The 2582-nt window shown below is 58.2% G+C and carries 3 protein-coding genes; all 3 read left to right on the forward strand.

The features are described from left to right. Positions 1–798: hypothetical protein (locus tag AC1DYI_RS32365; protein ID WP_477208215.1), on the forward strand; the 798-nt coding region annotated here is incomplete at its 5' end. Then, positions 791–1276 carry a hypothetical protein gene (locus tag AC1DYI_RS32370; RefSeq protein ID WP_477208216.1) on the forward strand — a complete coding sequence of 162 codons (486 nt, stop codon included), beginning with the start codon at positions 791–793 and terminating at the stop codon, positions 1274–1276. The genes AC1DYI_RS32365 and AC1DYI_RS32370, both read left to right, overlap by 8 nt. After that, positions 1273–2466 (forward strand): phosphorylase family protein, encoded by a 1194-nt coding sequence (locus AC1DYI_RS32375; RefSeq protein WP_477208217.1) that lies wholly within the window; start codon positions 1273–1275, stop codon positions 2464–2466. Before AC1DYI_RS32370 ends, AC1DYI_RS32375 begins: the two co-directional genes overlap by 4 nt. Positions 2467–2582 lie beyond the last annotated feature (116 nt).

Raw genomic sequence — 2582 nt, forward strand, 5'->3', positions numbered from 1 at the left:
CCCTCGTTCCACGCATTCTTGTGCAACGGGTACTTTGCGTTTTGGAAGCTTATCGAGGCAGGGCTGAGCAGCTTACGTGCGTATGTGGACGATGTCCTCGCCCCAGCTCTTCATGGCAGAGTAGAGCGACTCATGCAGAACTTGCGGGCGCTAGGGCCTCGATACGTGCCTCTCGTGACGACGCTGACGACTGCTTCGACGATGACCAAGTCACAGTGCGACACCGTGGCCGAGTGGTTCCAGCTGCCAAGCATGGTAGGCGGCGAAAAGTACCAGTTGCCGGACGCCATCGAGATTGCGTCTGTCGCTACCAAGAACGTACATCGAGCGTCCTCGGCGAACGTTCAGGTGCTGTGCTTGCCGGCAACCCACCTGCCCTTGACTACGTCGGGCTTGGCCGTCTTAATGGACTGCCTCTTCGTCGTTTTCGAGAACGCTTGGAAGCACTCAGGATTGGCCGAGGATTTGCCTCCGATAGCGTTGCACGCGGAGTTCGACCCAGACCGACGCTTGCTCACTCTGACATGCAGAAGTGCGTTGTCGGCGAGTCGGAAGAATGAACTGCTCGAGGGTGGCGAGCTTACCCGCCTGCGAACGAAGTACCTTGGCGAGCTGCCCTTGGAGCTGATAAGCCTCGAGGGAGGTTCCGGCTTCCCGAAGCTAGCCCGTTTGACTCGAGCAGTGGCCAGAGACGTTTGCCCACAGCCCTTTGACTTTGGCATCGAAAGTGACCAGTGGTACACATCGTTGACGGTTCCGCTGTATGACCGTGAGGGGGCGTTTGAGGCTTATGAGTAAACGCACGGTGCTGGTTGTTGAAGACGATGAGCCGAAGCAGCGGTCTATCGTAGGGTTTCTGCGCGAAATTCTTGCGGAAGACGTCCAGGTGGAGACGGCGGAATCATTGACAAGCGCCATCGCGCTTCTCAGCGAGACCGACGTTGACTTCGCTGTAGTAGACATGTCGATTCCCACCTTCGACCTCATAAAGGACCGTCGAGGAGGTGGCCAACCCCAAGGCTTTGGCGGCGCTGACATCTTGCGTTTCATCGACTCTGAGACCACAGCAACCAGAAGTGTTGTTGTGACGCAGTACGAAGAGTTCGTTCTGCCACGCGAGGGACAGCGCAGAGACCGCCAAGGCTTAGAGGCAGCCCTTCGAAGCGAACTTGACGACCGCTTCCATGGAGTCATTCATTACACCGGACAGCACGGCGAGTGGAGGCAGGCGCTTCAAGACGTTCTGTCGCGCGTTCGTTTGACGGAGAAGAGATGAGAGTTTTGATTGTCGACGACGACCCGCAAAAGGTAGCGGTTGTCCAAGCGTTTCTTGTCGAACGCGGCGTCGCTGTCGCCGACATTCTGACAGCTGAGCATGCCGCAGGGGCACGCATTCTCCTCGAACGGGTGCCCGTCGACGTTCTGCTGATAGACGTGTTGCTTCCAGTGAGAGCGGGTGCTGTCCCTCGAGGCGAAGACAGTGTCGAGCTGCTTCGGCAGATTGTGGATGATGGCACCACAAAGGCCCCGCGCTACATCCTTGGGATGACGGCTAGCCTCGACGCACGCGCGGCATTCGATGATGAGTTCAGAAGCCTGGTAACTCAGGTGCTGCACGTAGCGCCAGGGGAAGCGGCTTGGCGCGAGTCATTGAATGCACTGCTGCTATTAGTTCAGCGAGTTGAGTCCGCTGAAGGCATGAATGACTACGACATCTGTGTGCTCAACGCTCTTCGATCGCCAGAGCTCGAAGCCGTGTATTCAAGCTGGCCGCTGAAGCTCGGGGCTGAACAGTTGTTGAGGCGAAACATCGTATGCCGTACGGGAACCGCAACCCTTAACGGTGCTGAACGACGGATTGCGTGTGCGCATCTTTCTCAGATGGGCCCTGTTGCTTCTACCCATGCAGCGACCGCACTCTTGGCAGAGTTCCGCCCTCGAGTACTGCTAATGACTGGCATCTGTGGCGGATTCTCCGACCACGTTCAGCTTGGCGATGTCCTTGTTGCGGAGAAGAGCTGGGACTGGCAGGCGGGGAAGTGGACTGACGGCGGCACGCTCGCGACGGCGTTAGACCAGCGCGACGCTGCGGCAGAGCTCATTGCTCAAGCGCGAAGCGCTGAGGCAGTCCTTTCCGCCCTACATGCCGAGTATGCAGGTACGAAGCCGCCGGTGGCGCCTCGTTTGGTCGTAGGTCCGATGGTTACTGGTAGCTCGGTTGTCGCATCCCTCGATATTCAGAAAGTATTCCGCGAACAGCACCGGAAGATGGCGGGCGTTGACATGGAGTGCTACGGGCTCTACTACGCAGCCGAGAACCACGCCGGTGCACCTGTCCATGCGATTTGCATCAAGGCTGTGTCTGACCTTGCAGACCGCGCTAAGAGCGATGACTTCCAGATGTACTGCAGTCACATGAGCGCGCTCGTGTCGCTCGAGGTGCTGAAGCGCTTTTTTGCTCGATAGCGCTCAAGTCGTACAGCGAAGAATCGTTGCGGGAAAGAATTGTCCGTTGGAGTCGCCGCGCCCTCCGAACTGGAGGCGTCAGGGCCGCCGCAATCTCGATTGCGACTGCCCTCAGT

The sequence above is a fragment of the Ideonella sp. P3_A4 genome, assembly GCF_056403075.1.